This is a genomic window from Pseudomonas sp. D(2018) (assembly GCF_005502555.1).
GTDB classification, from domain to species: Bacteria; Pseudomonadota; Gammaproteobacteria; order Pseudomonadales; family Pseudomonadaceae; genus Metapseudomonas; species Metapseudomonas resinovorans.
Genome location: NZ_SCOK01000002.1, coordinates 216,364 through 242,155 on the forward strand (window position 1 = coordinate 216,364; position 25,792 = coordinate 242,155).

The 25,792-nt window shown below is 62.9% G+C and carries 27 protein-coding genes and 3 tRNA genes; 12 read left to right on the top strand and 18 right to left on the bottom strand.

Annotated elements, in window-relative coordinates; genetic code table 11:
- Positions 1-8: 8 nt before the first annotated feature.
- The 5 genes from FFS60_RS02690 to FFS60_RS02710 all read right to left on the bottom strand — a co-directional run bounded on the left by FFS60_RS02690 (position 9) and on the right by FFS60_RS02710 (position 3,016).
- Positions 9-482, bottom strand: a complete 474-nt coding sequence (locus tag FFS60_RS02690) for a PilX N-terminal domain-containing pilus assembly protein (protein ID WP_137821057.1) — start codon at positions 480-482, stop codon at positions 9-11.
- The gene (locus FFS60_RS02695; RefSeq protein WP_137821058.1) at positions 473-1,447 is read right to left on the bottom strand and encodes a PilW family protein; all 975 of its coding nucleotides are present in this window, start codon (positions 1,445-1,447) and stop codon (positions 473-475) included. Before FFS60_RS02695 ends, FFS60_RS02690 begins: the two co-directional genes overlap by 10 nt.
- Positions 1,444-1,914: a type IV pilus modification protein PilV gene (gene pilV, locus FFS60_RS02700; protein ID WP_137821059.1), complete on the bottom strand. Its 471-nt coding sequence runs from the start codon at positions 1,912-1,914 to the stop codon at positions 1,444-1,446. The genes FFS60_RS02695 and pilV overlap by 4 nt, the downstream gene beginning before the upstream one ends.
- Positions 1,905-2,399, bottom strand: coding sequence for a GspH/FimT family pseudopilin (locus FFS60_RS02705; protein WP_137821060.1), 495 nt, complete (start codon positions 2,397-2,399; stop codon positions 1,905-1,907). Before FFS60_RS02705 ends, pilV begins: the two co-directional genes overlap by 10 nt.
- A gap of 101 nt (positions 2,400-2,500) precedes the next feature.
- Entirely contained in the window at positions 2,501-3,016 is a 516-nt protein-coding gene (locus tag FFS60_RS02710) for a GspH/FimT family pseudopilin (RefSeq protein WP_137821061.1), read from the bottom strand.
- A gap of 54 nt (positions 3,017-3,070) precedes the next feature.
- On the opposite strand from FFS60_RS02710, the gene thiO reads away from it, so the two are divergent.
- Positions 3,071-4,180, top strand: coding sequence for a glycine oxidase ThiO (thiO, locus tag FFS60_RS02715; protein WP_137821062.1), 1,110 nt, complete (start codon positions 3,071-3,073; stop codon positions 4,178-4,180).
- Positions 4,181-4,271: 91 nt separating this feature from the next.
- Here the strand turns inward: thiO and FFS60_RS02720 are convergent, their stop codons facing one another.
- The 3 genes from FFS60_RS02720 to FFS60_RS02730 are packed head-to-tail and all read right to left on the bottom strand — an operon-like array spanning position 4,272 to position 7,439.
- Entirely contained in the window at positions 4,272-5,609 is a 1,338-nt protein-coding gene (locus tag FFS60_RS02720) for a sigma-54 dependent transcriptional regulator (protein WP_137821063.1), read from the bottom strand.
- 2 nt (positions 5,610-5,611) lie between these two features.
- Positions 5,612-7,213 carry a PAS domain-containing sensor histidine kinase gene (locus FFS60_RS02725; protein WP_137821064.1) on the bottom strand — a complete coding sequence of 534 codons (1,602 nt, stop codon included), beginning with the start codon at positions 7,211-7,213 and terminating at the stop codon, positions 5,612-5,614.
- Positions 7,203-7,439 (bottom strand): PP0621 family protein, encoded by a 237-nt coding sequence (locus FFS60_RS02730; RefSeq protein ID WP_137821065.1) that lies wholly within the window; start codon positions 7,437-7,439, stop codon positions 7,203-7,205. Before FFS60_RS02730 ends, FFS60_RS02725 begins: the two co-directional genes overlap by 11 nt.
- A gap of 172 nt (positions 7,440-7,611) precedes the next feature.
- On the opposite strand from FFS60_RS02730, the gene FFS60_RS02735 reads away from it, so the two are divergent.
- Positions 7,612-9,243 carry an NAD+ synthase gene (locus FFS60_RS02735; protein WP_028630360.1) on the top strand — a complete coding sequence of 544 codons (1,632 nt, stop codon included), beginning with the start codon at positions 7,612-7,614 and terminating at the stop codon, positions 9,241-9,243.
- A gap of 66 nt (positions 9,244-9,309) precedes the next feature.
- Here the strand turns inward: FFS60_RS02735 and FFS60_RS02740 are convergent, their stop codons facing one another.
- Positions 9,310-10,329 carry an outer membrane protein assembly factor BamD gene (locus tag FFS60_RS02740; RefSeq protein WP_028630359.1) on the bottom strand — a complete coding sequence of 340 codons (1,020 nt, stop codon included), beginning with the start codon at positions 10,327-10,329 and terminating at the stop codon, positions 9,310-9,312.
- A gap of 147 nt (positions 10,330-10,476) precedes the next feature.
- On the opposite strand from FFS60_RS02740, the gene rluD reads away from it, so the two are divergent.
- From rluD to clpB, 3 genes are all read left to right on the top strand, one after another.
- Positions 10,477-11,451: a 23S rRNA pseudouridine(1911/1915/1917) synthase RluD gene (gene rluD / locus FFS60_RS02745; protein WP_028630358.1), complete on the top strand. Its 975-nt coding sequence runs from the start codon at positions 10,477-10,479 to the stop codon at positions 11,449-11,451.
- Positions 11,448-12,173: a peptidoglycan editing factor PgeF gene (pgeF, locus tag FFS60_RS02750; protein WP_137821066.1), complete on the top strand. Its 726-nt coding sequence runs from the start codon at positions 11,448-11,450 to the stop codon at positions 12,171-12,173. Before rluD ends, pgeF begins: the two co-directional genes overlap by 4 nt.
- A gap of 240 nt (positions 12,174-12,413) precedes the next feature.
- Positions 12,414-14,978, top strand: a complete 2,565-nt coding sequence (gene clpB, locus FFS60_RS02755; protein ID WP_028630356.1) for an ATP-dependent chaperone ClpB — start codon at positions 12,414-12,416, stop codon at positions 14,976-14,978.
- Between the two features lie 62 nt (positions 14,979-15,040).
- Here the strand turns inward: clpB and FFS60_RS02760 are convergent, their stop codons facing one another.
- Both FFS60_RS02760 and FFS60_RS02765 read right to left on the bottom strand, forming a co-directional pair.
- Positions 15,041-15,382: a PilZ domain-containing protein gene (locus FFS60_RS02760; RefSeq protein WP_137821067.1), complete on the bottom strand. Its 342-nt coding sequence runs from the start codon at positions 15,380-15,382 to the stop codon at positions 15,041-15,043.
- Positions 15,383-15,402: 20 nt separating this feature from the next.
- A complete protein-coding gene (locus tag FFS60_RS02765; protein WP_137821068.1) occupies positions 15,403-17,718 on the bottom strand; it encodes a DUF1631 domain-containing protein in 2,316 nt (771 codons plus the stop codon).
- 205 nt (positions 17,719-17,923) lie between these two features.
- Between FFS60_RS02765 and FFS60_RS02770 the strand changes: the two genes are divergently transcribed.
- The 3 genes from FFS60_RS02770 to FFS60_RS02780 all read left to right on the top strand — a co-directional run bounded on the left by FFS60_RS02770 (position 17,924) and on the right by FFS60_RS02780 (position 18,171).
- Positions 17,924-17,999: transfer RNA gene (locus FFS60_RS02770), tRNA-Asn, on the top strand.
- A gap of 9 nt (positions 18,000-18,008) precedes the next feature.
- Positions 18,009-18,085 (top strand) — tRNA-Pro (locus FFS60_RS02775).
- Between the two features lie 10 nt (positions 18,086-18,095).
- A tRNA-Lys gene (locus FFS60_RS02780) sits at positions 18,096-18,171 on the top strand.
- 141 nt (positions 18,172-18,312) lie between these two features.
- On the opposite strand, the gene FFS60_RS02785 is transcribed toward FFS60_RS02780, so the two are convergent.
- From FFS60_RS02785 to FFS60_RS02795, 3 genes are all read right to left on the bottom strand, one after another.
- Complete coding sequence (locus FFS60_RS02785; RefSeq protein WP_137821069.1) at positions 18,313-19,611, bottom strand: NAD(P)/FAD-dependent oxidoreductase; 1,299 nt, start codon at positions 19,609-19,611, stop codon at positions 18,313-18,315.
- Between the two features lie 60 nt (positions 19,612-19,671).
- Positions 19,672-19,845 carry a DUF3094 family protein gene (locus FFS60_RS02790; RefSeq protein WP_120652969.1) on the bottom strand — a complete coding sequence of 58 codons (174 nt, stop codon included), beginning with the start codon at positions 19,843-19,845 and terminating at the stop codon, positions 19,672-19,674.
- An 88-nt stretch (positions 19,846-19,933) separates the two neighbouring features.
- Positions 19,934-20,560 carry a DUF1780 domain-containing protein gene (locus FFS60_RS02795; protein ID WP_028630352.1) on the bottom strand — a complete coding sequence of 209 codons (627 nt, stop codon included), beginning with the start codon at positions 20,558-20,560 and terminating at the stop codon, positions 19,934-19,936.
- 134 nt (positions 20,561-20,694) lie between these two features.
- Between FFS60_RS02795 and FFS60_RS02800 the strand changes: the two genes are divergently transcribed.
- From FFS60_RS02800 to FFS60_RS02815, 4 genes are all read left to right on the top strand, one after another.
- Positions 20,695-21,117, top strand: coding sequence for a GNAT family N-acetyltransferase (locus FFS60_RS02800; RefSeq protein WP_137821070.1), 423 nt, complete (start codon positions 20,695-20,697; stop codon positions 21,115-21,117).
- 4 nt (positions 21,118-21,121) lie between these two features.
- Entirely contained in the window at positions 21,122-21,589 is a 468-nt protein-coding gene (locus tag FFS60_RS02805; RefSeq protein ID WP_028630350.1) for a hypothetical protein, read from the top strand.
- Positions 21,586-22,275, top strand: coding sequence for an energy-coupling factor ABC transporter permease (locus FFS60_RS02810; protein WP_028630349.1), 690 nt, complete (start codon positions 21,586-21,588; stop codon positions 22,273-22,275). The genes FFS60_RS02805 and FFS60_RS02810 overlap by 4 nt, the downstream gene beginning before the upstream one ends.
- A 224-nt stretch (positions 22,276-22,499) precedes the next feature.
- Positions 22,500-22,715, top strand: coding sequence for a hypothetical protein (locus FFS60_RS02815; RefSeq protein ID WP_137821071.1), 216 nt, complete (start codon positions 22,500-22,502; stop codon positions 22,713-22,715).
- A 176-nt stretch (positions 22,716-22,891) separates the two neighbouring features.
- Here FFS60_RS02815 and yacG read toward each other — a convergent pair whose 3' ends face one another.
- The 4 genes from yacG to FFS60_RS02835 are packed head-to-tail and all read right to left on the bottom strand — an operon-like array spanning position 22,892 to position 25,790.
- A complete protein-coding gene (gene yacG / locus FFS60_RS02820) occupies positions 22,892-23,092 on the bottom strand; it encodes a DNA gyrase inhibitor YacG (RefSeq protein ID WP_120652963.1) in 201 nt (66 codons plus the stop codon).
- On the bottom strand, positions 23,089-23,700 hold the full coding sequence (gene coaE / locus FFS60_RS02825; protein WP_137821072.1) for a dephospho-CoA kinase: 612 nt from the start codon (positions 23,698-23,700) through the stop codon (positions 23,089-23,091). The genes yacG and coaE overlap by 4 nt, the downstream gene beginning before the upstream one ends.
- A complete protein-coding gene (locus FFS60_RS02830) occupies positions 23,697-24,569 on the bottom strand; it encodes an A24 family peptidase (RefSeq protein ID WP_137821073.1) in 873 nt (290 codons plus the stop codon). Before FFS60_RS02830 ends, coaE begins: the two co-directional genes overlap by 4 nt.
- A gap of 3 nt (positions 24,570-24,572) precedes the next feature.
- Positions 24,573-25,790 carry a type II secretion system F family protein gene (locus tag FFS60_RS02835; protein WP_137821074.1) on the bottom strand — a complete coding sequence of 406 codons (1,218 nt, stop codon included), beginning with the start codon at positions 25,788-25,790 and terminating at the stop codon, positions 24,573-24,575.
- Positions 25,791-25,792: the final 2 nt, after the last annotated feature.

Sequence of the window (25,792 nt, forward strand, 5' to 3'; positions counted from 1 at the left end):
GTGAGGTCTCAGCGTATTTCGCGATCGCGATAGCCCCGCAAGTGGCGGGCGTTAGTGTTGTCGTCGTCAATATCGGCCGCAGCCGCCACATTCGGATCCAGCGTTGCACTGCTGGTGATGTCGTAGTTGATGAACACCGGGCAATTATTGACGCAGATACTGTTGCCGAACTCCTCGGAACCGATGACCTGAACCCGGGTGCGCGCGGTTCGGTCCGGCGTAGGGTCCGGGTTGTCGTAAGTGAGTTGATAAAGGCTGTCGGTCGCGGGAGTGACTTCCCTGTCCAGCTTGTCCACGGCGTCGGCGATACCGCTTTCCGCGGTCTGGAACGCCACGTTGTTCTCCTGGGAGTTCAGGGCCATCCGCTCCTGCAGTGATGACGTGTTCGAAGCGGCAATGGCCAGGAGCGTTAGCAGCAGCAACAGGACCAGGCTGACGACAAGAGCGACGCCGCGTTGCGCCGTGTAGCGGGTCATTGGCATTGACGGTTCCTCATATCGACCACGGTGTTGAAGACCCGTCTCAATCGCTGGTCATTAGCGGCGGCCAGAACAGTGTTGTTCCCCAGGTTGGCAATGTTGAACGCCTGATTGCTCGTGCCGCTTGCCGCGTTATCCGGGCTGGCGATGACCAGGCTGATTTGCAATTGATTCACTCGTGCGCGAAGCGTGTCGTTCAGACCGCCGGCGTTGACCCAGCGCGTCTGACCGCCCTCGCAAACCCCATAGAGCACCTGCATGTTCTCGACGTCGGCAACTGTCGCGTCATTGCCGCGGAACAGGGTTGGGCGGTTGTTGTTCGCGGCATCCGCCTGGACCCGGTAAGTAACCTGGGCCATCTGCAGGATGGACGAGCCGACCGAGAATCCCGTGGTGTTGGGCGAGCCGGCGGCGAGGGTGACGGTGTACCGGTGCTGGAGTGGCTCGACGTTGCTGGCGCTTCGCGCCGAGATGTTTCCGCGGAAGATGGCCACCTCGATGCAGTTGGTCAGTACCAGTTCGCGGTTGTCCCCCTCCAGGTCGTTCTCGTTGGTGATGAAGGTGATCGAGCCCCCCGAGATGGACGTTACTTGAGCGGGGGAGGGGCGGGCATAGAAGATCGCCAACGTGTCGCTGCCCGTATTCGCACCTTCCACTGACGCGGTGATCGGGGCTCCTATGGCATCTCGGGGGAAGGTTCGGGTGGAGTTATCGCGGGACTCCCGGAACGGGCTCACGCAACCTTGATAGCTGGTCCTGCGCAAGTCCTGCTTGATCAGGTCCAGCGCCACTCGACCATTCTCCTGAAGGCGTGCCAGTGCCGTATTGGCTCGGTCGCTGGCGGTGGAGTCGCTGAACATCTGCAGGACTCCCAGCAGCAGCAACGAACTCAACAGGATCGCCACCATCAGCTCGATCAGGGACAAACCCTTCTGATGCGCGATTCGCCCCGGGGCGCGGAACTTCATAGGTCGACTCTCAAGGTGAACGAACATTGGCTGTTCTGGCCGCAGGCCCGCGCACTGTCTTCCTGCCAGAGGACGGAGATGGTGTAGCGGTTGTTGTTTGCACGGGTGATGCTGCCGGAAAGTCCGACCTGTGCCAGTTGAGTCAACCATTCACGCAGGTCCAGGGTCGCCACCTGGGCCGGCGTGCAGCCATCGGTCTTGCAACTGGGGTCGGCAGGTATGTTGGTGCCGTCGGTTTCATAGGAGGTGGAGGTAACCGCGCGATCCCGGTTCAGCCGCAGGCGCTCGGCCATGTCATAGGCCAGCGTACTGGCCTGGCTACGGACGGAGGCGCTCTGGTTGGACTGGACACTGGCGACCATAAGGCTGGCCATCCCCAGAAGACCGATCGCCAGAACCAGTAGGGCGATCAGCACTTCGATCAGGGTAAAGCCTTGGGCTCGCCGGCATGACTTCACTACTCGCATGCGAGGTCTCCATTCTGAAAGGCGCGACTTCGTGCCTGCCCGACGCCATTGACCAGCAGGGTCCTGGAGTTTGCGTCACCCCGGTCGTCACAGATCCGCAGCTCGCCATTCGCAAGGCTGGTGCCGTCGATTTCGAAAACGATGCTGTCGGTCGCATCGTCCAGAATGGTCAAATCGGCCGAGGCGGGCAGAACACGCGCCACAGTGCCGTTGTCAAGAAGGACAATGATGGCACGTTGCCAATCGGCTGGGTCGTCTTCGCAAGTCGCTTGGTCTCGGCTTGGGCAGACAATGACTCTGCGTTTCTGGGTAACCGCTTCGCTGCGGGCATACTGCAGCGTTCCAAGCAGCGCATTCGTTTGGGCGGTCAGCCGATTGTTCAGGATCAACTCCCGAAAGCTCGGATAACCAATGCTGCTGAGGATCGCCACAATGGCGATCACCACCATCAGCTCGATCAGTGTGAATCCGTTTCGCACCGGCATCGCCTTATTCCGAAATACTACTGTCAAAGAAACCTACCTGATAGAAGAAGTATCTGCGCTTCGGAGAAGACAGGCGAGCATAATCAACGACGAGCTGTAAGTCAGTCACACTGCGCGTTTGCAGAGGGTGCGCGGGTTCTCACTCGGCCTGTTAAATTGATCACCAGTTGCCGTATTGCTTCACCTTCCCGGCAGAGAGTGAAGGTCCCGTTGAGCGCCAGAGTGGTTCCGTCCGGCTTGAATTGCAGATAGCGTTTCCGTCTGAAGTTTTTCCAGGTCCAGGATTGATCGGCGGGAAGCGGAAAGCCCCTCAACAGTTTCTCGTTGGTGTCCAGATGGCCATTTCTGTTGTCATCAATGAATACCAGTAACTGATCCACCCACCGGGCATCATCCGAGCAGGTGGACTCGCCTGCACATATCCCCACCACCTTGCGCTCCATCACCGCCGTGCTGCGTGCATAATGCAGCGCCCCGAGCAACTGGTTGACGGCTTCAGTCTGGCGACTGCGTTCGACTGTCGAGACGAATGAGGGAATCGCGAAGCTGAGCAGGATGCCCGCGATCAGCAAGCAGAAGAGCAACTCGACCAGCGTGTGGCCGTGGCGTGATTTCATGATCGGCGTCCTTGCCGGGGGATGTGTGCGGGCAGTCTAAGGTGGGGTTTTTTGATGCCAACCGATGTAGGAAAAAGAGTCGCCATCGTGGGAGGCGGTGCCATAGGTCTTCTGAGTGCCCTGGAGTTGGCGCGCAATGGGCAGCAGGTTTGCCTGCTGGAGCGCGGCGACACGGGGCGTGAGTCTTCCTGGGCGGGCGGCGGTATCGTTTCGCCCCTGTATCCGTGGCGATATGGCCGAGCGGTGACGGCGTTAGCGCATTGGTCCCAGGACTTTTACCCACAGCTTGGTCAGCGTTTACTCGCTGAAACCGGGATTGATCCCGAAGTCCATGAAACCGGCCTCTACTGGTTGGACCTGGACGACGAGGCCGACGCCCTGGCCTGGGCGGCTCGTGAGGGACGGCCGCTGACGCCGGTGGACATGGATAAGGTGCACGCGGCTGTGCCACCGCTCGGCGGGGGCTTCCAGCGAGCTATCTATATGTCCGGTGTGGCTAATGTGCGCAATCCGCGCCTGACCCGTGCCCTGCGTGAAGCGCTGCTGCGCATGCCCAATGTGTCGGTGAGGGAGAACTGCGCGGTGCGCGGTTTTGTCCGTGAGGACGGGCGTGTGCTCGGGGTGGATACGGTCGAGGGTGAAGTGCTGGCCGACCGCGTGGTGCTGGCCGCGGGCGCCTGGAGCGGCGAGTTGCTGGGGCAACTGGGAATGTCGCTGCCGGTGGAGCCGGTGAAGGGGCAGATGATTCTCTTCAAGTGCGCGGCGGACTTCCTGCCCGCCATGGTGCTGGCCAAGGGGCGTTACGCGATCCCGCGCCGGGACGGCCATATCCTGGTGGGCAGTACCTTGGAGCACGCCGGTTTTGACAAGACGCCCACTGACGAGGCCCTGGATAGCCTCAAGGCCTCGGCCTTCGAGCTGCTGCCGCAACTGGCGGACGCCGAATTGGTGGGGCATTGGGCGGGGTTGCGTCCCGGCTCGCCAGAGGGCATTCCCTTTATCGGCCCGGTGCCGGGAGCGGATGGCTTGTGGCTGAACTGCGGCCACTACCGCAATGGCCTGGTGCTGGCGCCGGCCTCCTGCCGACTGCTGGCGGACCTGATGTTGGGGCGCGAGGCGATTATCGACCCGGCGCCCTATGCGCCGGCAGGGCGTTTGGGCTAATCGAGCCGCGGTCTTTTCGCCAGCAAGCTGGCTCCTACGGGCGGGGTGGTGGCGTTTTCGTAGGAGCCAGCTTGCTGGCGAAGGGCGCGATTCAGTCGATGCCGAGCTTCTTCAGGCGATAGCGCATGGAGCGGAAGGTCAGTCCCAGGCGCTGGGCCGCAGCGGTGCGATTCCAGCGGGTTTCTTCGAGTGCCTGCATGATCAGCTTGCGCTCGATGTCTTCCAGGTAGTCTTCCAGGTTGTCGATCTGCGCCAGGCTGGCCTCGCCCCCCTCGGTCGCGCCGGTGGCGTCGGCCAGGCGCAGGTCGCGGGCCTGGATCTGGTCGTCTTCGCAGAGGGTGTAGGCCCGCTCGAGCATGTTCTCCAGCTCGCGCACGTTGCCGGGGAAGCGGTAGCACTTGAGCTTGTCCAGGGCTTCCGGCGCCAGGGTTGCGGCCGGCAACCCGCTCTGCTGGGCCAGGCGCTTGAGCATGGTTTCCGCCAGTAGCGGGATATCCTCACGGCGCTCACGCAGCGGCGGCACGCTGAGCTCGATGACGTTCAGGCGGTAATAGAGGTCCTGGCGGAAGCGGCCCGCAGCCACTTCCGCGGCCAGGTCCTTGTGGGTGGCGCTGAGGATGCGTACATCCACCACCACTTCCTGTTGTCCCCCCACGGCGCGCACGGCCTTTTCCTGGATGGCGCGCAGCAGTTTGACCTGCATCGCCAGTGGCAGGTCGGCTACCTCGTCAAGGAAGAGGGTGCCGCCATTCGCCGCCTGGAACAGGCCCTGCTTGTCTTCCACCGCGCCGGTGAAGCTGCCTTTCTTGTGGCCGAAGAATTCGCTTTCCATCAGCTCGGACGGGATGGCGCCGCAGTTGACCGGTACGAAGGGGCGGTCGATGCGCGGCCCCTGCTCATGGATCAGCCGTGCCACCAGTTCCTTGCCGCTGCCCGATTCACCGCTGATGTAAACCGGTGCCTGGCTACGGGCGAGCTTCTGGATTTGCTTGCGCAGGGCGCTCATGGGCGGCGAGGTGCCCAGCAAACGACCGTCCACCGGTGGCTCACCGTCTTCAGGGGCGCTCAGGCGCAAGGCGGTGTTGACCAGTTCGCGCAGCCGGCCAAGGTCTACCGGTTTGGTAAGGAAGTCGAAGGCGCCGGCCTTGAGGGCGTTCACCGCAGTGTCGAGGCTGCCGTAGGCGGTGATCATCGCCACCGGAACCATGGCGTGGCGCTGCTGAATGTACTGCACCAGTTCCAGGCCGGTGCCGTCGGGCAGGCGCATGTCGGTCAGGCACAGGTCGAAGGGCTCGCGCGCGAGCCATTCGCGGGCTTCCTTGAGGTTGCGGGCGCTGCGGGTGTCGAGCTTCATCCGCCCGAGGGTGATCTCCAGCAGTTCGCGGATATCGGGCTCGTCGTCGACGATCAGGGCTCTCTGTCGGGTCATGGTCAGCTCAGTTTGCGCGGGTGGGCGAAAGTGATGCGGAAGCAGCTGCCGCCTTGTTCGCGCGGTTTGTAGTCGAGGCGGGCCTGGTTGCTCTCGCAGAGTTCGCGGGAGATGTACAGGCCAAGGCCGGTGCCCTTGCTTTCAGTGGTGAAGAAGGGTTCGAAGATATTGTGCACCTGCTCGGGCGGGACGCCTTCCCCATCGTCCTCCACTTCCAGTATGGGCAGGTCGCTTTCGGCATCACGGAACAGCTTGAGCCAGACCTGGCCCTGGGCGTTTTTCTGGGCGCTGTAGCGCAGGCCGTTCTCTACCAGGTTGGTCAGCACCTGGGTCAACTGGTGGGGGTCCATGCGGGTCTGCAACGTACTGCCGAGGGTGGAAAGGTGCAGGGTCTGGTTGGGGCCGGAGGAGCTGCGGAACTCGCTGGCGAATCGGGTGAGCCAGTACTTCAGGTCCAGCAACTGCGGCTCCGACTGGCGACGTCGGGACAGTTGGAGCACGTTCTCGATCACCAGGTTCATGCGGCGCGAGTGGTCCTGGATGATCTGAGCCAGCCGCCGGTCGGGGCCCTGGAGCTCTTCCGACTCTTGCAGCAGCTGAGCCGCGTGGCTGATGGCGCCAAGGGGGTTGCGGATCTCGTGGGCGATGCCTGCGGTCAGGCGGCCAAGTGAGGCAAGTTTGAGCTGCTGCGCCTGCTGGGCGATCTGCGAGATGTCTTCGAGAAACACCAGGGTGTTTAGCTGACTGCCACGCTGCAGGTGAACGAAGCTGGGTTGCAGGGTAGGGCCATTGGCGAAGGCCTGGAGGCTCTGTGGCCGCAGGGTGGGGTTGGCCAGCCAGTGCTGGAGGCTGGCCAGCAGCTCGCGGCATTGGCTCTCCAGTGCGCGGCCCTTCAGGTTTTCCTTGCCCAGCAGAGTCTGCGCACCGTTGTTGGCGAGCAGGATCTGATTGCCCGGGTCGAGCACCAGGATGCCGGTGCGCATGCGCTCCAGAATCTGAGCGTTAAGTGCCTCCAGGTTGGCCACGTCGGCCGCGCGCTGTTCCGCAAGGGTCTCGCTGAGCTGCAGGCGCCGGCTCAGCCCCTGGATGAACAGTGCCGCGGCGAAGCACAGCGCGCCGAAACCGCCGGCCTGGACGAACTGACTGGAGGCCTGCGGGTGGCTGATGCTGAGGTAGAAGGTCAGGTAGATCAGCCCGATCGCCGCCACGGCCGCTACCAGCAGGCCGATGCGCCCGCGCAGCAGGATGTTGGAGATGGCGACCGAAACCACCATGAGGTTGGCGATGCCGCTGGGCGTGCCGCCTGCCGCGAAGAACAGGCAGGACAGCAGCAATACATCCACCACGGCCAGGCTGAAGACCTGCACCATGCTGCGGGGGCGAGGCACCAGCGCGGCGATCAGGGTATTGAGGATCAGGTAGAACCAGCTGGCATTGCGGAACAGCTCCGGTCGCGCCAGGTCCAGGAGGCTGTCGTCCAGTTCGCTGGAGATCAGTACGACCAGTGCTACGCCAATCAACAGCCGATACAGGCTGTAGAGGCGGAAGATGCGCCGCCCTTGGGCGCTGAGTGCTGTCGGGGCGGGGAGGGTATCAGCGCTCACCAGGGCTCTGGTCCTGTTCCAGGTGGGCCCGGCTGCAATACCAGCGATTGTCCTGGGACAGGGCGTTGCTTCGAGGAACGTGCACGCCGCACTGTGCGCAGCGCACCATGGGCACGGTTTCGTCCTGTTGGTGCGGCTTGGGGCGTGGTGTCGATGGGGTCTTGAAGCGGCGCCACAGCCAGATGGCGACGAAGATCACGGCAATCCAGAACAGCAGGCGAAACATGCCGAAGGTGCTCTCTTCTTGGTGGAAAACTGGCAGTTTAGCCAAGCCGGTTGTCCGCGCACAGAGACCGGCCGCACGCTGCCGTGTCTTGTTTGGTTTTCCCTGCGGGCGCGCGGGAGTATGGTGGCGTTGAAGTGCATCAGATGCCTTGCACAACGCTCGGGAGGCGGCCATGCGCCAAAGCCTGCGAATCGTGATGGCCCAGCTCAATCTCCGTGTCGGCGACGTTCAAGGCAATGTCGAGCGAATCATCGAAGAAGCGAACGCTGCGCGCGAAGCCTGGGAAGCCGATGTCATTGTCTTTCCCGAACTTTCCTTGTGCGGTTACCCACCGGAGGACTTGCTGCTGCGTTCGAGCATGCAGCGGCGTATCGAGCACGGGCTGCAGCGCCTGCGTGATGAGGTGCGCGGCATCTATCTTGTGGTGGGATACCCCTGGCTGGAAGACGAACAGCGCTACAACGCCTGTGCGGTGATCGCTGACGGGCAGCTACTGGCCACCTATTACAAGCAACGCCTGCCCAACTACCGGGTATTTGACGAGAAGCGCTATTTCGAGCCTGGCCACCAGCCCTGCGTGGTGGATATCAAAGGTGTGCCGGTGGCGCTGTCGATTTGCGAAGACGTCTGGTTTCCCGAACCCATGGCCCAGGCGCGTGCCGCCGGGGCCAGGCTGATGCTCAGTCTGAACGCCTCGCCCTTCCATCTGGACAAGCAGCTCGAACGCGAAGAGACGCTGGCTGAGCGGGTTGCCGAGGGCGAAATGCCGGTGATCTACGTGAACCAGGTTGGCGGCCAGGATGAGTTGGTGTTCGATGGCGGCAGTTTCGTCATTGATGCCAGTGGACTGATCTGCCAGCGCGCCCCCGCCTTCGTCGAGGGCCTTTACCCGGTGGATGTGCAGCTACAGGAAGGCCACTGGCTTCCACGTCGGACCCACTGTGCCGAGCTACAGGAACTGGAGGCGAGCGTCTACCAGGCGCTGGTGGTGGGGGTGCGCGATTACGTCCAGAAGAACGGATTCAGGGGCGTGGTGCTGGGGCTGTCCGGCGGCATCGACTCGGCCCTGACCCTGGCCATAGCCGCTGATGCCCTGGGCGCAGAGCGCGTAGAAGCGGTAATGATGCCCTACCACTACACCGCGCAGATCAGCCTCGAAGACGCCGAGATCGAAGCGCGCTTGCTCGGCGTCACCTATCGGGTGCTGCCCATTGCTCCCGTGGTGGACGCTTTCCAGCAGGTCCTGGCTCCGGAGTTCGAGGGGTACGCACGTGACGCCAGCGAGGAGAACCTGCAGGCGCGCTGCCGTGGAACGCTGTTGATGGCGATTTCCAACAAGAAGGGCAGCCTGGTGCTGACTACCGGCAACAAGAGCGAGCTGGCGGTGGGCTATGCGACCCTTTACGGCGACATGGCTGGTGGATTCGATGTGCTGAAGGACGTTCCCAAAAGCCTGGTGTTCCGTCTGGCCGAATACCGCAACAGCCTGGGGCCGGTGATTCCGCCCCGGGTGATCGAGCGGCCGCCTTCGGCCGAGCTGGCGCCGGGGCAGCAGGACGAGGATTCGCTACCGCCATATGCGGTGCTGGACGAGATCCTCAAGCTCTACATCGAGCACGACCTGTCGGCCAACGCCATCATCGCCGAGGGATTCGATGAAGACACGGTGAACCGGGTGCTGAGCATGGTGGACCGCAATGAGTACAAGCGGCGCCAGGCGGCGGTGGGCATCAGGGTGACGCAGCGGGGGTTTGGTCGGGATCGGCGTTATCCCATTACCTCGGGATGGCGATTGGGAGATTAGAGGCAGCGCTGAAACGAAGAAGGGAGGCCAGTGGCCTCCCTTCTTTATACAGACATGCGGCGTTGATCAGTCGAACAGGCCGAAAGTCATGTAGCTGAACCAGGAACGGTCGCTGCTGTTGGCTTCGGACTCATGCTCTTCTTCCTGCACCTCGTCCTGGTTCTCCGGCTGCAGTTCATCAGGAATTTCTTCCTTGGCATTCTCGTACTGCTTGATCACGTCCTGGGCAGCGCGGGTTTCACCCGGGGGCAGCGGCGCGTCGTTCTCAATCAGGCCCAGAGTGGCCTTGGCCAGCCAGGTACGGTTGTCGGCTTCTTCTTCACGCGGCACGAACTGGCCGTCGACCAGGGTCGGGTGGTCCGGGTAGTTCAGCTTCAGGGCTTCCAGGCTGGAAGCAGCCAGGTCGTTCAGGCCCAGGCGCTGGTAGGCCTCGACCATCACAGCGAGGCCATCGCCCACGGCGGGGGTTTCCTGGAAGTTTTCCACCACGTAGCGACCACGGTTGGCGGCGGCGACATAGGCCTGGCGGGTCAGGTAGTAGTGGGCGACGTGAATTTCGTAGGCGGCCAGGAGGTTGCGCAGGTAGACCATGCGCTGCTTGGCGTCCGGGGCGTAGCGGCTGTTCGGGTAGCGGCTGGTGAGCTGGGCGAACTCGTTGTAGGAGTCGCGCGCGGCGCCCGGGTCACGCTTGGTCATGTCCAGCGGCAGGAAACGCGCCAGCAGGCCGCGGTCCTGTTCGAAGGAGGCCAGGCCCTTCAGGTAATAGGCGTAGTCGACATTCGGATGCTGCGGGTGCAGGCGGATGAAGCGCTCGGCGGCGGACTTGGCGGCCTCCGGCTCGACATTCTTGTAGTAGGCGTAGATCAGCTCCAGCTGGGCCTGCTCGGCGTAGCGGCCGAAGGGGTAGCGGGACTCGAGGGCCTTGAGCTTGGCAATGGCGGGGGTATAGCTGCTGTTGTCCAGATCGGCCTGGGCCTGCTGATACAGCTCGGCTTCGCTCAGATTCTCGTCCACCACTTCTTTGTTGGAGGAACAGGCGGCGGTGAGGGCGAGAATGGCGATCAGCAGCAGGTGTTTCACTTGCATGGCGGCTTGCGTCCCTGTGACGGCTGGCTGTCTTGGCTGGAGCCGTCCTGTTATGATGGGCGCCCCGGAACCCCCGGGACAAAGACGCAGTATTTAACCACAAGCGCGTAACTGAAACCAAAGGCTACGCCCCCTCCGTGCAAGAGCATGTCTTCGATTACCAAGCAGGTTATTCAACTCAGCGCCGAAGTGCCGTCTGAGCTGGGCGGGCAACGTCTGGACCAGGTCGCCGCGCAACTTTTTTCCGAGCACTCCCGTTCCCGCCTTTCCGGCTGGATCAAGGATGGCCTCCTTACTGTTGACGGCAGCGTGCTGCGTCCGCGGGACATCGTGCACGGCGGCGCATTGCTGGAACTGAATGCCGAGCAGGAGTCCCAGGGCGCGTGGGTGGCCCAGGACATCGAGCTGGACATCGTCTACGAAGACGAACACCTGCTGGTGCTGGACAAGCCTGCCGGCCTGGTGGTGCATCCGGCTGCGGGGCATGCCGACGGCACCCTGCTGAATGCCCTGCTGCACCATGTGCCGGGGCTGGAGAACGTGCCACGGGCGGGTATCGTCCATCGCCTGGACAAAGACACCACCGGCCTGATGGTGGTGGCCAAGACCCTTGAAGCCCACACCAGCCTGGTCGCGCAGTTGCAGGCGCGCAGCGTGAGCCGGATCTACGAGGCCGTGGTGGTTGGCGTGATCACGTCCGGCGGCAAGGTCGATGCACCCATCGGGCGGCATGGCCAGCAGCGCCAGCGCATGGCCGTAGTCGCAGGTGGCAAGCCGGCCGTCAGCCATTACCGTGTACTGGAGCGCTTCCGTTCCCATACCCACACCCGCGTCAAGCTGGAAACTGGCCGTACTCACCAGATCCGCGTGCACATGGCCTATGTGAACTTCCCCTTGGTCGGTGATCCCGTCTACGGCGGGCGCTTCCGCATTCCGCCGGCCGCCAGCCCCACCCTGGTGCAGACACTCAAGGAGTTCCCGCGCCAGGCCCTGCATGCGCGCTTCCTTGAGCTGGACCATCCGGCGAGCGGCGAGCGCATGAAGTGGGAGTCCCCGTTGCCGGATGATTTCGTCTGGCTACTCAGCCTGCTGCGTCAGGACCGTGAGTCCTTCGAGCAATGAGCATCTGGCTGACGCCCGATTGGCCTGCTCCGAAGCGGGTGCAGGCCTGCGTCACCACCCGTGAGGGGGGCTTCAGCCTGCCGCCATATGAAGGCCTGAACCTCGGCAGCCATGTCGAGGATGATCCACAGGCCGTTGAGCAGAATCGCCGACTGCTGACGTCTACCCTGGGTTGTCGCCCCGCCTGGCTGAGCCAGGTGCACGGTGTGCGCGTGGCGCAGGCCGACCCGAGCCGCGTGGACGAGGCCGACGCCAGCTGGACCGCCGAACCCGGCGTCGCCAGCGCGGTGCTGACCGCCGACTGCCTGCCGGCCCTGTTCTGCGATCGCGCCGGTACCAAGGTCGCGGCCGCCCATGCCGGTTGGCGCGGGCTGGCTAATGGGGTGCTGGAGGCAACCCTCGATGCCCTGGTCTTGCCGGCCGAAGAGGTGCTGGTCTGGTTGGGACCGGCCATTGGCCCCGCAGCATTCGAAGTCGGGCCTGAAGTGCGCGAAGCCTTCCTGGCCCATCATCCCGAGACCGGCCAGGCCTTCCGGCCCAGCGCCAACGAAGGGAAGTTCATGGCCGACATCTACCAGCTGGCGCGCATCCGCCTGGCCGCGCGCGGTGTGCAGGCCGTATATGGCGGCGGTTTCTGTACCGTCAGCGATCCGCGCTTCTATTCCTATCGCCGTGCTGCGCGCACGGGGCGTTTCGCCAGCCTCGTCTGGCTGGCCTACTGACTGTGGCCCCGTGCCGCGTCCATCCGTATCGCCGTAGGATGTGGTAGAGCGAAGCGAAACCCATCACTCGGTCTGCATGGGTTTCACTACCCATCCTACAAATGGCCTCGTCATGACGTTGATCAATCTCACAAAGGTTGAATCGCTCAGAATCGTCCCTATCTAAGCTTCATCCCGGCGGGCTTTTCGTGTCTGGCGCCACCATCGCGCCGGCCCGCTATCTGAAGGAAGGACAAACCCATGCGAATCGACCGTTTGACCAGCAAGCTGCAACTGGCGCTCTCCGACGCCCAGTCCCTGGCGGTTGGCCACGACCACCCGGCCATCGAACCTGTACACCTGGTACTGGCCCTGCTTGACCAGCAGGGCGGTTCCATCAAACCCCTGCTGATGCAGGTTGGCTTCGACGTGGCGGCGCTGCGTCAGGGCATGACCCGCGAACTCGACCACCTGCCAAAAATCCAGAACCCCACGGGTGACGTGAACCTCTCCCAGGACCTGGCACGCCTGCTCAACCAGGCCGACCGCCTGTCTCAGCAGAAGGGCGACCAGTTCATCTCCAGCGAGTTGGTACTGCTCGCCGCCATGGATGAAAACACTCGCCTCGGCAAGCTCCTGCTCGGCCAAGGGGTGACCCGCAAGGCGCTGGAGAATGCCATCGCCAACCTGCGGGGCGGCCAGGCCGTGAACGACCCCAATGTCGAGGAGTCGCGACAGGCGCTGGACAAGTTCACCGTCGACCTGACCAAGCGTGCCGAAGAGGGCAAGCTGGACCCGGTCATTGGCCGCGACGATGAAATCCGCCGCACCATCCAGGTCCTGCAACGCCGCACCAAGAACAATCCTGTGCTGATTGGCGAGCCCGGTGTCGGCAAGACCGCCATCGCAGAAGGCCTGGCCCAGCGCATCGTCAACGGCGAAGTGCCCGATGGCCTCAAGGACAAGCGTCTGCTGTCCCTGGACATGGGATCGCTGATCGCCGGTGCCAAGTTCCGTGGCGAGTTCGAAGAGCGTCTGAAAGGCGTGCTCAACGAGCTGGCCAAACAGGAAGGCCGGGTCATCCTCTTTATCGATGAGCTGCACACCATGGTCGGCGCCGGCAAGGCCGAAGGCGCCATGGATGCCGGCAACATGCTCAAGCCGGCACTGGCTCGCGGTGAGTTGCACTGCGTGGGCGCTACGACCCTGGACGAGTACCGCCAGTACATCGAGAAAGACGCTGCGCTGGAACGCCGCTTCCAGAAGGTCCTGGTGGACGAGCCGAGCGAGGAGGACACCATCGCCATCCTGCGTGGCCTCAAGGAGCGCTATGAGGTCCACCACGGCGTGACCATTACTGACGGCGCCATCATCGCCGCCGCCAAGCTGTCGCATCGCTACATCACTGACCGCCAGCTGCCGGACAAGGCCATCGACCTGATCGACGAGGCCGCCAGCCGCATCCGCATGGAGATCGACTCCAAGCCGGAGGCCCTGGACCGTCTCGATCGTCGCCTGATCCAGCTGAAGATCGAGCGAGAGGCGCTGAAGAAGGAAGAGGACGAAGCTACCAAGAAGCGTCTGGCCAAGCTGGAGGAAGACATCTTCAAGCTGGAGCGTGAGTACGCCGACCTGGAGGAGATCTGGAAGTCCGAGAAGGCCGAGGTGCAAGGCTCGGCGCAGATTCAGCAGAAGATCGAGCAAGCCCGCCAGGACATGGAGGCCGCTCGCCGCAAGGGCGACCTGCAACGCATGGCCGAGCTGCAGTACGGCGTGATTCCCGACCTGGAGCGCAGCCTGCAGATGGTCGACCAGCACGGCAAGACCGAGAACCAGCTGCTGCGCAACAAGGTTACCGATGAAGAAATCGCGGAAGTGGTCTCCAAGTGGACCGGCATTCCTGTGGCCAAGATGATGGAGGGTGAACGCGAGAAGCTGCTGCACATGGAAGAGGGCCTGCACAAGCGGGTCATCGGCCAGCACGAAGCCGTGGTCGCTGTTGCCAACGCGGTGCGCCGTTCGCGTGCCGGCCTGGCCGACCCGAATCGGCCGAGCGGTTCCTTCCTCTTCCTCGGCCCGACCGGGGTAGGCAAGACCGAGCTGTGCAAAGCGCTCGCCGAGTTCCTCTTCGATACCGAGGAAGCGCTGGTGCGCATCGACATGTCCGAGTTCATGGAGAAGCATTCCGTGGCTCGCTTGATCGGCGCACCGCCGGGCTACGTGGGTTACGAGGAAGGCGGCTACCTGACCGAAGCCGTGCGCCGCAAACCGTACTCCGTCGTGTTGATGGACGAGGTGGAGAAAGCCCACCCGGATGTCTTCAACGTGCTGCTGCAGGTGCTGGAAGACGGCCGTCTGACCGACAGCCACGGTCGCACCGTGGACTTCCGCAACACCGTGATCGTGATGACCTCCAACCTCGGGTCGCTGCAGATACAGGAACTGGTGGGCGACCGGGATGCACAGCGAGCGGCGGTGATGGATGCCGTGAGCGCGCACTTCCGTCCCGAGTTCATCAACCGGATCGACGAAGTGGTGGTGTTCGAGCCCCTGGGGCGTGATCAGATCAGTGGCATCGCCGAAATCCAGCTGCAACGCCTGCGCAAGCGTCTGGCTGAGCGCGAGCTGAGTCTGGAGTTGAGTCCGGAGTCCCTCGATAAGCTGGTTGCCGTGGGTTACGACCCGGTCTACGGCGCCCGTCCGCTGAAGCGGGCGATCCAGCGCTGGATCGAGAACCCGTTGGCCCAGCAGATTCTCGCCGGCCAGTTCGCGCCTGGCGCCACCGTCACTGCCAAGGTGGAAGGCGAGGAAATCGTCTTTAGCTGATTGATGGCCTGCAAGAAAAAGCCCCGTGAGATTGCGGGGCTTTTTTTTGGCTGTCGTTTGGGCTATGGCGCGCGAATGAACTGCAACAGGTCTTCCAGGACGGCGGCCTGCTCATCGGCGATGTCGATGATATGAAAGCCTGCCCAGCAATTGCGCTGGTCTTCGCCCATGCGCGTCCACAGGCAGTCGGCACCCAGGCGGATCTCCTCCAGGCCCTCCACCCAGGTCAGCGGGACCAATCGGCATTCCCAGACCGAGTCGGCGACGAGCGGCAGCTCACTCAGCAGCATGAAGCCATCCATCGACAGGTCGACGATGCGGCCCAAGCGTTGCCCCGAATGCAGATCGAATACTTCCAACTGCAGCTCGGTGGCATGACGGCTGTGCTGGCGACGTTCTTCCATGGTGGACTCCTACTGCTGACTCAGGAGGTGCGGCCGGTGAAGCGTTGCAGCACCCGGTAGATGGCGCCAAGGGCGCGGTCTACCAGCGGGGCGCTGCGTTCCGGCGGGACCAGGCGTGCCAATCCTTGCTCCATGTCCAAGGCCAGCTGGGTAATGGGCATGATTGCCACACGCTGGCCGCTATGGTCGACGAACATGTAGTTGCGGGTGGTTGGGCTGTACCACGACAGCTTGAGGACGCGAACATCCGGGCCATCGATGAACTCGAACCAGGTACCGAACTCCAGGCGCGACAGCTCCCTGACCAGCGCCTGGGCGCGGTTGGAGAGGCTGACTGGCCGTGGGATGTTGGCCAGCTCGGCGTCTTCGCCGAGCATCTCGCCCAGTTTGCTTTCCGGCAGTGGGCTTTCAATGCGTGCTGCTACCTGGGGTTGTTGCGATTGCACGGCGTGCTGGCAGGCCACCAGGTCCTGGAGCAGGCGGCGGATGCCGTCCTCGTGGTAGCCGCCCAGCAGCTCCAAGCCTTTGCGCAAGTCTTCCAGCATGGGGATGCGCAATTGCTGAAGTCGGGCACGGGCATCGCTGTCCTGCGGGGTGCCGCTCCAGGCCAATTGCTCGGCGACTTCCACTGAACGCTGCCATTCGTTGCTGCGATCGCCATGGCGCAGCAGGACGAACACCAGAACGTCGGTCCAGGTGAGTTCGAGGAAGTGCTGGATGATTCCCGGCAGCTCGCGACCGGCCAGGATTCGTCCGATCGTATCGACAGCTTGCTGGCGGGCACCGAGCAACTTGTCGCGGCCCTTGGCGGCTTCCACGGCACGCTGCTCGCGCAGTTCCACCTTGTGCCGCAGGGTGCCGGTGTATTCGTTGAACTCGTCCAGCAGGCTGTCGAACAGCAGCAGGTCGCCGCTGAAGCCATGGACGACGCGCTCCACCACCCAGTGCATTTTCGCCAGCAGCCCGCGCTCCTCGCCTTCGCTGGCATAGAGCACGCCGGCTTGGGCCATGCTGTTGAGCAGGCGGCGGGCCGGGTGGTGATGCTGGGTGAAGAGCGCCTTGTCCTGCAGGGCGACCTTCAAGTAGGGCGTGTGCAGGTGGGAGAGGGCGGTCTTGTAGATGTCGGCCAGGTTGTCATCGTCGAGAATGAAGTCGAAGAGCATGCCGACCAGGTCGATCACGTCCGCTTCGTAGTCGGACAGCTTCTGCTGGCCCGGCAGGCTGCTATGGCTTTCCAGTTGTTGTTGCAGGTCGGCTTTCAGGCCTTCGACGCGCTGCGGTTGGCGCAGCTTGCTGGCCAGGTCCTGGGCGGACTGTTGTTGCAGGCGGTTCAGCGCTTCCAGCAGTTCCGCCGCGCTGTAGGTGCGGGTTGCGCCGCGCGGAGCAAAGCTCGAGATGCTCGGGGTTCCGCCGGGGAGCGGGGCGTCGCTGTGGTGCATGCGGCGCTCGCCAAGCAAGGCGGCCAGTCCGCTGAACAGTTGGCCGGGATCGCTGGGTGGGGCGCCGGTCAGATCCACTGGGCCGCTCGCCTGGGGAGCGGACGGCGATTGAGTGGGCGGTTGCGCCCCTTGCTCCCCGGGTGGTGTCTTAGCCGCTGCCGATGAGGGCGGATGGGGCACAGTGGTGGAGCGCTGCACGCTGTATTTGAGGTTGGGCAGCACACCGGCCTGGATCAACCGTTGGTTGAGGGCCTCATAGACGCTGTCCAGGCCACGCATCACATGCTGGTCGAAAAGCATATAGAGGATGGTCTTGATCCGCAGCGGGAAGGGGTGGGGCTCCAGCGCTTCGCGGAAGGCCAGTGCCACAGCCTGCGGGCCGAACGGGTTGTCGTCGTCTCCCAGCTTGCGCCCGCCGTTGAGTACCGCCAGGCGCTGATCAAGGGCGAACAGGGACTGCGAACAGCGCGACTTGACCCGGCTGACCATATTGGTGACCAGCAGGCTTTCTTCGTACTCCTCGTTTTCCATCAGCTGGAGGTGGTCGGCATCCAGCTCGCCGGCTTTCAGCTCGGGCTTCAGCTTGCCGCCGAGGAAGTCTTCGAAACTCTTGGCGATGCGCTGGTGGTACGCGCGTTCTATTTGCGGGCGTTGCTTGCGGATGTCCCGCATGCTGTCGAAGAACAGCGTCTGGACCTGATTGTTCTCGGCCTTTTCGGCGCATTCGAAGAGCGTGTCGTCAACCTGGCCGAAAACCCCCGTCAGATGTTCCGCCAACCGGTTCATCACCAGCTTGCGGCAGCTTTGCACCAAATCACCGAAGCGCGGTTGTATGCCGCGGCTGGCCAGGGTCGTCACGGTGCCGGGAGGAGTTGGGGGTCGATCCTGATTGCTCATAGCCGTCCTGTAGGGAGACAGGTCGCGACCACGACCTGCAACGATCTCGCCACGGCTCAGGTATAGCACTCGACCGGTCTTCTGCAAATCATTGTAGGAATTCGTTTTTTAGGGGGTTGACAGGCGGTTCTGGAACCGTAAAATGGCGCGCCTCTGAAGCGCTAAACCAAAACGGTGAGGCGACAAAGAGTTGGAAGACCGAAGTTCCGCGATAGCTCAGTCGGTAGAGCAAATGACTGTTAATCATTGGGTCCCTGGTTCGAGTCCAGGTCGCGGAGCCAACTTCCATACGGGGTATAGCGCAGTCCGGTAGCGCGCCTGCTTTGGGAGCAGGATGTCGGGAGTTCGAATCTCTCTACCCCGACCACCTCACATTTGGGTCGTTAGCTCAGTCGGTAGAGCAGTTGGCTTTTAACCAATTGGTCGTAGGTTCGAATCCTACACGACCCACCATACAAGACCTCTCGGGAGGTCCGAAGAAGCGGTAAGGCGAAAGCCTTGCCGCTTTTTTGTTTGTCTCGATTTCTTGAATTAGAGCGGGTTCGAGGAGAGGAGGGAATCCGGATTGCAGATTCCCTCCTGGCCGAGCCCCGGTCAGTGCAGTTTCAAACGTGGGTCCGTGCTACGGCCGATGCGGTCGCTGAGCATCAGCAGGCCAGTGCGGAAAGCGCCGTAAAGGGCCATCTGGTGCATGCGGTAGAGCGAGATGTAGAACATCCGCGCCAGCCAGCCTTCCAGCTTCACGCTGCCCATCAGGTTACCCATGAGATTGCCCACCGCGCTGAAGCTCGAAAGCGAGATCAGCGAGCCATAGTCCTTGTACTGATAGTCCGGCAGCGGCTGGCCTTGCAGGCGCAGCTTGAACGACTTCACCAACAGTGAGGCTTGCTGGTGCGCAGCCTGCGCGCGCGGCGGCACATTGCGCTCGGTGCCGTCTCCCATGGGGCAGGCGGCGCAGTCGCCGAAGGCGAAGATGTCGTCATCGCGGGTGGTCTGCAGGGTCGGGCGTACCACCAACTGGTTGATGCGGTTGCTTTCCAGTCCATCGAGGTCCTTCAGGAACGCGGGGGCGCGGATGCCTGCGGCCCAGACCTTGAGGCTGGCCGGAATGTTTTCGCCCTGGGCGGTCCTCAAGCCATCGGCCGTGACCTCTTTGACCGCAGCGCCGGTCATCACCGTGACGCCGAGCTTCTCCAGTGTGTGGTGTACCGGCGCGCTGATGCGTTCCGGCAGGGCCGGCAGCACACGAGGGCCGGCCTCGATCAGCGTGATGCGCATGTTTTCCGGCTGGATGCGATCCAGGCCGTAGGCGGCCAACTCGTGAGCGGCGTGGTGCAACTCCGCTGCGAGTTCGACGCCAGTCGCGCCGGCACCGACGATGGCCACACTGATCTGGTCGTTGGCGTTCTGCTGGGCGTGGGCGCGCAGATAGTGGCTGAGCAGCTTGCGGTGGAAGCGCTCGGCCTGCTCGCGGGTGTCGAGGAAGATGCAGTGTTGGGCCGCGCCTTCGGTGCCGAAGTCGTTGGTGGTGCTGCCGACCGCAATGACCAGGCTGTCGTAGTCCAGTTCGCGGGCAGGCACCAGCTCGCGCCCATCTTCATCATGGGTGGCGGCCAGTTGGATCACCTTGCGCTTGCGGTCCAGCCCGCTCATGCGGCCGAGCTGGAACTCGAAGTGGTTCCACTTGGCCTGGGCGACATAGTTCAGCTCGTTCTCGGTGGAGTTCAGCGAGCCGGCCGCCACTTCATGAAGCAGGGGTTTCCAGATATGGGTGAGGTTGGCATCGGCCAGGACGATCTTGGCCAGGCCTTTCTTGCCGAGGGTTCTACCCAGACGGGTAGCGAGCTCCAGGCCGCCGGCGCCGCCGCCGACGATCACGATACGATGGGACATGGGAAGGTCTCGCAAGGCTATAGGAATTCTTTGTCGCCGAGGGCGAGCGCAGGAGGCGGCTCATAGCACCAGTCGGCTCAGGAGGCGGCTGAGGAGGCCCAGCACGACGACGATGGCCAGCACAATCCACAGCAGTCGCCACGGGCGGAACGGCTGGCGTTCCACCTGGTGCTGGGGGAGGTTCAGGTACTGGTCGACCTTTTGCTGGTCTTCGGGCGTCAGGCGGCTGGGCATGGGGGCCTCGACTTTGTAGTGGTGGGCATTCTAGCCGGCGAATTCACAGGGGCTCAACGCGCGGCGGGGTAAATTTGCGCGGAGCCGGTCAAAGACCGACTCCTACGTCGAAAAGAATGGTCCGACCGAGGTTGTTGCGCAGGAAGTCCGGTGCGTCGCCATGGGCGAAGAGCACCCGTGCGAAGTTCGACCCCACCAGCGACAGCGAGCGCCAGCCTTGGCGCAAGTATTCGGTGGGAGGTGGAAACGGACTGTTGAAGTCAGGTGTGGCGCGCTTGAGGTTGACGAAGGCCAGCAGGTCGAGCTCGCCCAGATCGAGGCCCCGCTCATCATAATTGCGGGCTTTCTTGCGCAGGGTTGGCGCCAGGCGTGCCTGGAGCTCGGCGGCGGCGATGCGCTTTGGGCGACTTTCCCGGCGCACCAGTTGAGCCAGGGAAAAGGCGCTGCGCCGCCGTTCCAGTTCGGCGCGCCATTCCTCGTTGAGGCGGCGCCCTTCGTCCAGTACGAAGAACACCTCGAAGTTGGCTTCGCGGAACTGCACGTCCGGCGGTTCCTGACTGGTACTGAACTCGTCGAGTCGATAGGGCAGGTTGAGCGCCTGCAGGAGCCGCTGGCAGACCCAGCGCTCGCGTTCCCACTTGCGCGCATTCGACAGAAAGTCGTTGGCTTGCTCGGCCTGCCGCGTCAGCAGGCGCAGGTAGTCGGACTCGTTCATGTTCCGCAGCTTAGCCTTACGGCCAGGGCTCTGGGTACCCCCGAAGCGCCAGCGGAGCGGCTGTGGCGACAAATGCGCGCAGGTTGCCTGATGCTGGCGCGGTGTAAACTTTCAAGACTTGCCGGGAGTCCACGATGCGCATTCGCCCCATCACTGCCGCCGACCATACCGCCCTGCTCGAGCTGTGGCGCCGCACGCCGGGAATCCGCTTGCGCGCGGAGGATGAGCTGGAGCCCTTTTGCGCGTACCTGCAGCGCAATCCCGATCTCTGCCTACTGCTCGAGGACGATCATGGTCGGGTAGCTGGCAGCCTGTTGGTCGGGCATGACGGGCGCCGTGGCTACCTGCAGCACCTGGTGGTCGACGGGCCATTTCGCGGCAAGGGCTGGGCCCGGGCCTTGCTGCAGGAGGCGCTGCGACGCCTGGCAATTCTGGGTATCCGCAAGTCCCACGTGTTCGTCCTGGAGGATGCGCCTGAGGCGCTGGCCTTCTGGCACATGCAGCGGGGCTGGTCGGAGCGTGAGGACATTCGGGTTTACTCGACCACTGGAGACTGATTCGATGCGGATCTGCCTTGGCTTGATGCTTTGCCTGTTGGCCACCTTCAGCCATGCGTTGGAAGTGGGTGAGCGATTGTCACCCTGGACCTTGCTGGACCAGTACGACCAGCCGTACAGCCTGGATGATGGGCTGCAGTTGCTGCTGGTCGCCCGCGACATGGACGGCAACAAGCTGGTCAAAGCTGCTCTGGAAGGCCAGCCCAAGGACTATCTCGAAGCCCGCCATGCGGTGTTCGTGGCCGATATCAGCCGAATGCCGTCGCTGGTCTCTTCGATGTTCGCCGTGCCGGCCATGCGCGACTACAACTATCGCGTCCTGCTGGACCGTGAGTCCCGCGTCGCCAGCCGCTATCCGGGGGAAGCATCCCGCGTGCTCTGGCTGCGGCTGGATCACGGCACGCTCACGGAGCAGAAAGAATTCAGTGATGCCGCGGCGCTGCGTGCCGCCCTGGAGTCACTGGCGCCGTGATTGCCGCTGAACTCCTGTCCACGGAAACCCTTGCGCTTGGTTGGGCCATCTACCTGCCGGTCGTAGCCTGGGCGATATGGCGCGCACCCTGGGTCGAGCTGTTCAGCGATTCCCGTCGGCAACACCTGCTGTTCGGCACTGTGCTGGTGGTCTTCCTGCTCTGGCTGATGCGACGGGACTTCGACTCGGGGGTGTCCTACCACTTCATCGGCATGACCGCCGTAACCCTATTGCTGGATTGGCCGCTGGCAGTGCTGAGCGGCCTGGCTGCACAGGTGGCGCTATTGATGCTGGGCAAGCAGGACCTGGCCGCACTCGGCGTCAACGGCGCCATGCTGGTGCTGCTGCCCGTGCTGGTTACGGAGCTGTGCGCGAAATGGGTCGAGCACTACCAGCCCCGCAATCTGTTCGTGTACATCTTCTGCTGCGGATTCTTTCCGGCGGCCCTGGCGGCGCTGCTCTGCGTGCTGGTCGGGCTGGGTTTGCTGTGGATGGACGGCGTCTTCCCCATGCCACCCTGGCTGGAGGATTTCATCGGCTATCTCTGGCTGGTGATGTTCCCTGAAGCCTTTATCAACGGCACGGCCGTGACTGCCCTGGTGGTGTTCTGCCCGGATTGGCTGGAGACCTTCAACCGCACCCGTTACCTCCAGGCACCCTGGAAGGATGACGACACGCCGCGTTGATCACCTGGGATTCGCTCGCCTTATCCCCAGCTGACACCTGATTTGCGTCAAGGAACTCATGCCGCCCGGTTTCGTAGCGTGGATGGCGCTTTTCCATCGGCTATGTCTGCATTGCGTGTTGTAGGCAGCTGCATTGCCCCTAGGCTCTTGGCCAGAGGGTCAATCTCTCGCAACAGCTAACGCAGACATAGCGGTTCCATCCACCAACATGAGGGGCAGACGACATGGGGATTCACGACTGGGCAAGAACCGCCCTGGAGCAGAGCCTGGAGGCAGCAAAGCAGGAAGGTTTCAGCGAAGAGTTGGCACTACGCGCCCTGCTGAGTGCAGTCGTCGAGCGCAGTGCAATGCTGCGCCCGGCGGATGATCTGGCTCAGGAGCTGACCTTCCTGGCGGACAACCTCGACCCGGAGCGCGACTACGGCTTCATGCGGCCTTGAGTGGACTGAGCGCGCGCGTTGCGTCGATTGGCGCAGAGCGTAGCGAAGCCCAACGAGCGAGGCCTGAGCCGGGTGTCCGGTCTCGCAGGGTTCGGACCAACCCACGAGAGCAGCGAAGCCTTGGCATGGAACCGATGGGTTTCGCTTCGCTCAACGCCATCCTACGCACTGCTGCTTCAGTGCTCGCGCGGCGGCAGGTCGCCGGAGAAGAGTTCGTCTTCCGTATTGTCGCCGGGAATCGCATGTTCTTCGGCGGCCCAGGCCCCCAAGTCGATCAGCTTGCAGCGTTCGGAACAGAAAGGGCGGGACGGGCTTTGCGGGCCCCATTCCACCGGGGCGCCGCAAGTCGGGCACTCGACAGTGACGGGTTGGCTCATGGCTGGCCTCCTCGCAGGGTCAGGTAGAAGTTATGCAGACGCTCCACTTCGGCGCGCAGCCAGCTCAGGTCGCGGTCGTTCAGCAGCACGTCGTGAGCATGCTTCAGCCGTTCCTCACGGCTGGCCTGTACCTTCAATATGGCTTGCACCTGCGCTTCGGGCACCTTGTCGCGTTGCATGGTGCGCTGAACCTGGGCGATCTCCGGCGCATCGACCAGCAGCACGCGCTGGGTAAGGCGATGCTGGCCGGACTCGACCAGCAGCGGCGAAACGAGAATGGCGTAAGGGGATTCGGCACTGGCCAGGTATTGGCTGATCTCCTGCCCAATCAACGGATGCAGCAGGCTTTCCAGCCAGCGGCGCTCGTCCGCGTTCTCGAAGATGCGTTGGCGCAGCGCGGCGCGGTCCAATTGGCCGTCGGCCTGCAGCACGTCGCTGCCGAAATGCTCGGCGATCTTCGCCAGGGCAGGGCGACCGGGCTCCACGACCCAGCGCGCAGCCTGGTCGGCATCCACCAGATGCACACCAAGCTCGGTGAAGTGGGCCGCGACGGCGCTTTTACCGCTACCGATGCCGCCCGTAAGGCCAAGAATCCAGGGTTTGTTCATTTGAAACCGGCGAACTGCAAATAGGTCGCCGTTATTTGATCACCCCAGAGCAGTGCAATCCAGCCGGCAATCGCCAGATAGGGACCGAAGGGGATAGGGGTCGCGGTGTCCTGGTTGCGCAGGCGCAGCATGATCAGGCCCAGCACAGCCCCCACCAGGGACGACAACAGGATGGTCAGCGGCAACACCTGCCAGCCACCCCAGGCGCCGAGCATCGCCAACAGCTTGAAGTCGCCGTGGCCCATGCCTTCCTTACCGGTCACCAGCTTGAACAGCCAATACACCGACCACAGGCTCATGTAGCCAGCCACCGCGCCCCAGAGTGCATCTTCCAGGCTGGTGAACAGGCCCTGGCTATTCAGGATCAGGCCCAGCCACAGCAACGGCAGCACCAGCACATCTGGCAGCAACTGGTGGTCGACGTCGATCATGCTCATCGCCAGCAGGCCCCAGGTCAGCACCAGAAAGGCGCCGGCCTGCCAGTTGAAACCGAAATGCCAGGCCACATAGGCCGACAGCAGGCCGCACGCCAGTTCCAGCAGTGGGTAGCGCTTGCTGATGGGCGCCTTGCAGGAAGAACACTTGCCGCCCAGCGCCAGGTAACTCACCAGCGGGATGTTTTCCCAAGCGCGAATCTCATGGCTGCACTGCGGGCAGCGGGAATTCGGCAGGATCAGGTTGAACACCGGCCCCTTGGGCTCGGCCGGCAGGCTCAGCGCCTCGCGGGCCTGCTCTTGCCAGTCGCGCAACATCATCTGCGGCAGGCGGTGGATTACCACATTGAGGAAGCTGCCCACCAAAAGACCAAGCAGCAGGGCGCAGAAAACAAAGGCCAGCGCGTGGCTGGCCAGAAAGTCGATCAATTGCATGGTTTAGACGACGTTACCGAGCTGGAAGATGGGCAGGTACATGGCAATGATCAGGCCACCGACCAATACGCCGAGGACCGCCATGATCATAGGCTCCATCAGGGCGGTCAGGCCGTCCACGGCGTTATCCACCTCGGCCTCGTAGAAGCTTGCGACCTTGTCGAGCATTTCATCCAGTGCACCGGATTCTTCGCCAATGGCGGTCATCTGCACGGCCATGGCCGGGAAAACACCGGTAGTGCGCATGGAGAAGTTCAGCTGCATACCGGTCGAAACGTCGGATTTGACCTTGAGTACAGCGGTTTTGAAGACAACGTTGCCGCTGGCACCGGCGACCGAGTCGAGGGCGTCCACAAGCGGCACGCCGGCTGCGAAGGTCGTTGCCAGGGTGCGGGCGAAGCGCGCCACGGCCGACTTGTAGAGAATGTCGCCCACAATCGGGAGTTTGAGCACAGTGCGGTCGACCCAGTCGCGAAATTTCTCAGATTTTCGATGGGCCTGCTGGACTAGAAAACCAGCAGCAAAGAAGCCAAGTAGAACGATGAACCACCATTCCTGAAGAATCTCAGAAATGCCGATGACCATCAGTGTGAAGGCTGGAAGCTCAGCGCCAAAGTTTGCAAAAACGGACTGGAACTGGGGAACAACTTTGATAAGGAGAATTGCCGAAACAATGATGGCGACCACAACCACGGCAATGGGGTAGTTCATTGCCTTCTTGATCTTGGCTTTCAGTGCCTCAGTCTTCTCTTTGTAGGTAGCAATTCGGTCCAGCAGGGTTTCCAACGCACCTGCCTGCTCACCGGAGTCCACCAGGTTGCAATACAGTTCGTCGAAGTATTCCGGCTTCTTTCGCAGGGAGTTGGCCAGGCTGTTGCCCGAGGAAACCTCCTGCTTGACCTCATTCACCAGCCTACGCATCGCCGGTTTCTCGAAGCCTTCGCCAATGATGTCGAAGGACTGCATCAGGGGCACGCCGGCCTTCATCATGGTGGCCAACTGGCGTGTGAACAGGGCGATGTCCAGGGGCTTGATCTTCTTCCCTGCGTTCAGCAGAGAGGTAGACTTCTTGCGCACCTTGGTGGGGTTTATGCCCTGTTTGCGCAGTTGCGCTTTCACCAGCGCCGGGTTCTGGCCGCTCAGCTCGCCCCTGACTTTGCTGCCTTTCTTGTCCGTACCTTCCCAGGCGAAGGTACTTGTTTTCAGCGCTTTTTCCGCCATGG